Here is a 5,058-nt window from a genome sequence, read left to right as displayed (position 1 = left end):
ATCGATCTGGATGCGCTCGCACCAGCTCACCAGGTGGGGGGAGCGGTAGGTGCCCACGTGCACGCCGGCGGCCCGCAGGATGGCGTGCAGGAAGGTGCAGATCGAGCCCTTGCCGTTGGTGCCGGCCACCTGGGCGGCGGCAAAGCGCCGTTCGGGGTGGTTCCCCGCGGCCAGGGCGCTGGCCAGCCGCTCCAGGCCCAGGTCGACGCCGCGGCGGGCGAAGGGTTCGAGCAGGTCGCCCAGGTCGACCGGGGGGGGCAGCGGGGACGGCACGGACAGGAACGGATCAGGCCAGGCTCTGGAGAGCCTTCTCCAGGCGCTTCACCGCCTTGCGCAGCTGGCGAGGCTTGATCACCAGTGGCGGCACGAACCGGACCACCCCGGGGCCGGCCGGCACCAGCAGCAGTCTTTCCGCCATGGCCGCCTTGACGATCTCCGGAGCCGTGGGCCCGCCCTCCCTAATCACCAGGCCCCGCAGCAGCCCCCAGCCGCGCTCGCCGGCCAGCCGGTCGGGATGGCGGGCCACCAGCTCCTGGAGCAGGGACTGGAGCAGCGCACCGTTGGCGCTCACCTTCTCCAGCAGGCCCCGGCGTTCGATCTCCTCGATCACGGTGAGGCCGGCGCGGCAGGCGAAGGGGTTGCCGCCGAAGGTGCTGGCGTGGTCGCCGGGGCGGAAGTGGTCGGCCGCGGCCTTGACCGCCAGGGCGCCGATGGGGATGCCGCCGCCCAGGCCCTTGGCCATGGTCAGGGCGTCAGGCTCCACCCCCAGCTGTTCGTAGCCCCACCAGCGGCCGCTGCGGCCGACGCCGATCTGCACCTCGTCGAAGATCAGCAGAATCCGGTGGGCGTCGCAGAGCTCGCGCACCCGCCGGAAGAAGGCCGGATCGCCGGGGTTGACCCCGCCCTCCCCCTGGAGGGGTTCGAGCAGCACCGCCGCCACCCGGGGACCCTCGGCTTCACAGGCGGCCAGCAGCGCTTCGAAGCCGGCGGTGTCGTTGTAGGGGAAGTAGCGGAAACCCGACACCATAGGCTCGAAGCCCTGGTGGTACTTGGGCTGGCCCGTGGCGGTCACCGTCGCCAGGGTGCGGCCGTGGAAGCTGGCCTGGGCGGTGAGGATCAGGGGCTCGGCGATGCCCCGCACCAGATGGCCATGCTTGCGGGCCAGCTTGATGGCGGCCTCGTTGGCTTCGGCGCCGGAATTGCAGAAGAACACCCGGTCGGTGCAGCTGCGGGCGGTGATCGCCGTGGCCAGCGCTTCCTGTTCCGGGATCCGGTAGAGGTTGGAGACGTGCTGGAGCCGGCCCAGCTGCCGGCAGAGTCGCTGCTGCAGCACCGGATCACTGTGGCCAAGGGTGCAGACGGCAATGCCGGCCACCATGTCGAGATAGCGCCGCCCCTGCTGATCCCACAGCCAGACCCCACGGCCCCGCTTCAGCTCCAGGGGGTAACGGGCGTAGGTGTCCATCACCGGTTCGATGGGAGCGGTGGGACTCGAACCCACATGCCCGAAGGCGCTCGATTTTGAGTCGAGTCCGTCTACCAATTCCGGCACGCTCCCGCAGGCCGGACTCTAGGCGGCGACCGATGGCAGCCTGCGGATCGAAGCGCCGGCGGCGTTGAGTTTGCCCTCCAGACCGGCGTAGCCCCGGTCGAGGTATTCCAGGCCCCGCACGGTGGTGATGCCGTCGGCGGCGAGGCCCGCCAGCACCATGGCGGCGGAGGCGCGCAGGTCGGTGCCATGCACCGGGGCGCCGCTGAGGCGGGCCACCCCCTCGACGCAGGCGGTGTTGCCCTGCATGCGGATCGACGCCCCCATGCGCTGCAGTTCGGCCACGTGCTGGAGACGGTTCTCGAAGATGTTCTCCACCACCATGCTGGTGCCCTCGGCGGTGGCCAGCAGGGCCATGAACGGGGCCTGCAGGTCGGTGGGGAAGCCTGGGAAGGGCTGGGTGCGCAGATCCACCGCCCGCACCTTGCCGGCGGTGAGGATCAGGCCCTGGCCGTCAGCCTCGATGCGGCAGCCGGCCTCCTCGAGTTTGGTGATCACGGCACCGAGGTGCTCGGGCAGGGCAGGGAAGACCCGCAGCCGGGAGCGGGTGATGGCGCCGGCCAGCAGGAACGTGCCCGCCTCGATGCGGTCGGGGATGACGGCGTAGTCAGCCCCGTGCAGCCGCTCGACGCCGACGATGGTGATGGTGGGGGTGCCGGCGCCGCGCACCTTGGCCCCCATGGCCAGCAGCAGCCGGGCGAGATCGATCACCTCCGGCTCCTGGGCGGCGTTGTCGATCACCGTCTCGCCGTCGGCGAGGGCCGCCGCCATCATCAGGGTCTCGGTGGCGCCGACGCTGGGGCAATCGAGGTGGATGTGGCCGCCGGTGAGACGGCGCTGGCGGCCGGGCACCACGGCGGTGACCACACCGTGCTCGATGGTGACCTGGGCACCGAGGGCCTTCAGTCCCTTGACGTGCTCCACCACGGGCCGGGTGCCGATCTGGCAACCCCCGGGCAGGGGCACCTGGGCCATGCCCATGCGGGCCAGCAGGGGGCCGATGCAGAAGAAGCTGGCCCGCAGGCTGTTGACCAGCTCATAGGGCGGGGCGGCGGTGGTGATGTGGTCACCGTGCAGCACGATCGCGTCGCCCCCCCGCTGCACCCGCACCCCCAGGGCGGCAAGGATCTCCCCCATCGCCGTGATGTCGGTGAGGGGGGGCACATTGCTGAGCCGCAGGCCGTCTTCGGTGAGCAGGCAGGCGGCCATCAGCACCAGGGCCGAATTCTTGGCGCCGCTGACCCTGAGTTCGCCATCCAGTCGCCGTCCACCACTGATCTCCAGCCTGGTGCCGGCGATGGCCTTGACAGGCATGGGGGATACGGTCATGGACAGGAGTCCTGGTATCAATTTCTGGGGCATCTTGACAACGATTGATCCCGTCGTCTAGGGGTCGCCGCTCAAAGTGTCTTGCCGCCGACGCTCTGCGGGCTGGTCCACCGGCGATGATTTATGCTCCGACCAGCGCCGCGGCCTCCGTGGTGGCTCATCGCCCGCGGATGTGGCGGAATTGGTAGACGCGCTAGTTTCAGGTACTAGTGGCAGCAATGTCGTGGGAGTTCAAGTCTCCCCATCCGCATGATCACTCCATGATTGTTCTCAAGATCACCAACGCCTCCGATGTCGTCGCAGCGAACATCGGCAAGTTTCTGGAAAGCCTCACTCCAGATGGCTTCGACCAGATCAAGGTGGAAGACATCGTGATCGACCGTCTGGTCGAGAATCTCAAGGCTGAAGGCATCCGCGGTGAGGTGGCGGCTTTCAAGGGTCTTGATCTCAACGACGACGACCTCGTCATTCAAGATCACCTCAAGCTCCGGCGCCGCAAGACGATCTGACGCCGACGGGCCCCTCCCCTGACCTCCACGGCCCGCACCCGGGCGGCGATCTGATCCGCAGTGTCCGCAATCCCCTCATCCAGGCGGTGCGGCGTCTGCACCGCTCCAGTGGACGGCTGGAGCAGGGTCTCCTGCTCCTGGAGGGAACCCACCTGCTCCAGGAAGCCCTCGAGCTTGGCCTGCGACCCGACCTGGTCCTGGCCACACCCGACTGGCAGGAACGCCATGGCGCCCTGTTGGCGCGGCTGCCGGACGCTGGCCGGCTCCGGACCGCCAGCCCCGAGGTCCTGGCCGCCGCCGCCACCACCGGCCACCCCGACGGGGTGCTGCTGACCCTGGCGATGGCCCAGCTGCCTGCCCCCGCAGCGGCCGCCTCGGCGCCGGGCTTCGTGCTCGCCCTCGACCGGCTCCAGGATCCGGGCAACCTGGGCACCCTGCTGCGCACGGCGCTGGCGGCGGGGGTGGAGCGGGTGTGGCTGGCGGAGGGGGCCGATGCGCTGCAGCCGAAGGTGTTGCGGGCCTCCAGCGGCGCGGCCCTGGCCCTGCCGATCGAGCGGATGCCAGCCCCTGACCTGGAGGCCCGGCTGGTCGAAGCGCAGTCCCACGGCGTGCAGCTGGTGGCGGCGATGGTGCCCGAGGCGGCGGGGTCGGTGCAGCCCTACTGGGAGCTGGACTGGTGCCGGCCCACGGCCCTGCTGCTCGGGAACGAGGGGGCCGGGCTGGCACCGGAGCTGGCCCGGCTGGCCGACCAATGGGTGACGATCCCCCATAGCCCCGCCGTGGAGTCGCTCAATGTGGCGGCCGCGGCCGCCCTGCTGCTGCTGGAGCGGACCCGCCAGGCCCACGGCCGGCCCGCGCCCTGACAGGGGAGAATGCCGCTACCCATGCAGCCCCGTCCGGTGACCGCAGCACCCGCCACTCCCCCCTCCGGCTTCGATTTCGACGTGATCGTGATCGGCGCCGGTTATGGCGGTTTCGATGCGGCCAAACATGGGGCCGACCACGGCCTGAAGGTGGCGATCGTGGAATCCCGCGACATGGGCGGCACCTGCGTCAACCGGGGCTGTGTGCCGTCCAAGGCCCTGCTGGCGGCCAGCGGCCGGGTGCGGGAACTGGCCGACGCCGAGCACCTCAAGGGCTTCGGCATCCATGCGGCGCCGGTGCGCTTCGAGCGCCAGAAGATCGCCGACCACGCCGCCCAGCTGGTGGCCACGATCCGCACCAATCTCACCAAAACGCTGGAGCGCTCCGGCACCACGATCCTGCGGGGCAAGGGACGGCTCGACGGGCCCCAGCGGGTGGCCGTGCGGGAGGCCAGCGGGGTGGAGCGTGTCTATGCGGCCCGCGAGGTGATCATCGCCACCGGCTCCGATCCCTTCGTGCCGCCCGGCATCGAGACCGACGGCCGCACCGTGTTCACCAGTGACGAGGCCATCAATCTGGAGTGGCTGCCCCGCTGGATCACGATCATCGGCAGCGGCTACATCGGCCTGGAATTCGCTGATGTGTACACGGCCCTGGGCTGCGAGGTCACCATGATCGAGGCCCTTGATCGGGTGATGCCCACCTTTGACCCGGATATCGCCAAGATCGCCGCCCGCCATCTGATCGATGGCCGCGACATCGACGCCCGCTCCGGCGTGCTGGCCAGCAAGATCACCCCCGGCTGCC

Annotated in this window: 5 protein-coding genes, 2 tRNA genes and 1 pseudogene; 4 read left to right on the top strand and 4 right to left on the bottom strand. The window is 70.1% G+C overall.

Going from position 1 to position 5,058, the window contains the following annotated elements; translation table 11 throughout:
- The 4 genes and pseudogenes from KBZ04_RS14115 to murA all read right to left on the bottom strand — a co-directional run.
- Positions 1-273: pseudogene (locus KBZ04_RS14115) on the bottom strand (bifunctional folylpolyglutamate synthase/dihydrofolate synthase); the annotation flags it as partial.
- A gap of 13 nt (positions 274-286) precedes the next feature.
- Positions 287-1,501, bottom strand: coding sequence for an aspartate aminotransferase family protein (locus KBZ04_RS14110; protein ID WP_254992533.1), 1,215 nt, complete (start codon positions 1,499-1,501; stop codon positions 287-289).
- Positions 1,477-1,558, bottom strand: a tRNA-Leu gene (locus KBZ04_RS14105). Before KBZ04_RS14105 ends, KBZ04_RS14110 begins: the two co-directional genes overlap by 25 nt.
- A 12-nt stretch (positions 1,559-1,570) precedes the next feature.
- Positions 1,571-2,878: a UDP-N-acetylglucosamine 1-carboxyvinyltransferase gene (gene murA, locus KBZ04_RS14100; RefSeq protein WP_254992532.1), complete on the bottom strand. Its 1,308-nt coding sequence runs from the start codon at positions 2,876-2,878 to the stop codon at positions 1,571-1,573.
- Positions 2,879-3,044: 166 nt separating this feature from the next.
- Here murA and KBZ04_RS14095 point away from each other — a divergent pair.
- From KBZ04_RS14095 to KBZ04_RS14080, 4 genes are all read left to right on the top strand, one after another.
- Positions 3,045-3,128, top strand: a tRNA-Leu gene (locus KBZ04_RS14095).
- 10 nt (positions 3,129-3,138) lie between these two features.
- Positions 3,139-3,387 (top strand): hypothetical protein, encoded by a 249-nt coding sequence (locus KBZ04_RS14090; RefSeq protein ID WP_254992531.1) that lies wholly within the window; start codon positions 3,139-3,141, stop codon positions 3,385-3,387.
- A gap of 50 nt (positions 3,388-3,437) precedes the next feature.
- Positions 3,438-4,250: a TrmH family RNA methyltransferase gene (locus KBZ04_RS14085; protein WP_409995990.1), complete on the top strand. Its 813-nt coding sequence runs from the start codon at positions 3,438-3,440 to the stop codon at positions 4,248-4,250.
- Positions 4,251-4,271: 21 nt separating this feature from the next.
- A partial coding sequence (locus KBZ04_RS14080) for an FAD-dependent oxidoreductase (protein ID WP_254992529.1) occupies positions 4,272-5,058 on the top strand: 787 nt, incomplete at its 3' end.

This window comes from Cyanobium sp. N5-Cardenillas, from assembly GCF_024345515.1.
Classification (GTDB): Bacteria; Cyanobacteriota; Cyanobacteriia; order PCC-6307; family Cyanobiaceae; genus Cyanobium.
The sequence above is the reverse complement of the archived record's forward strand: the minus strand, read 5'-3'. Positions and strand labels throughout refer to the sequence as shown.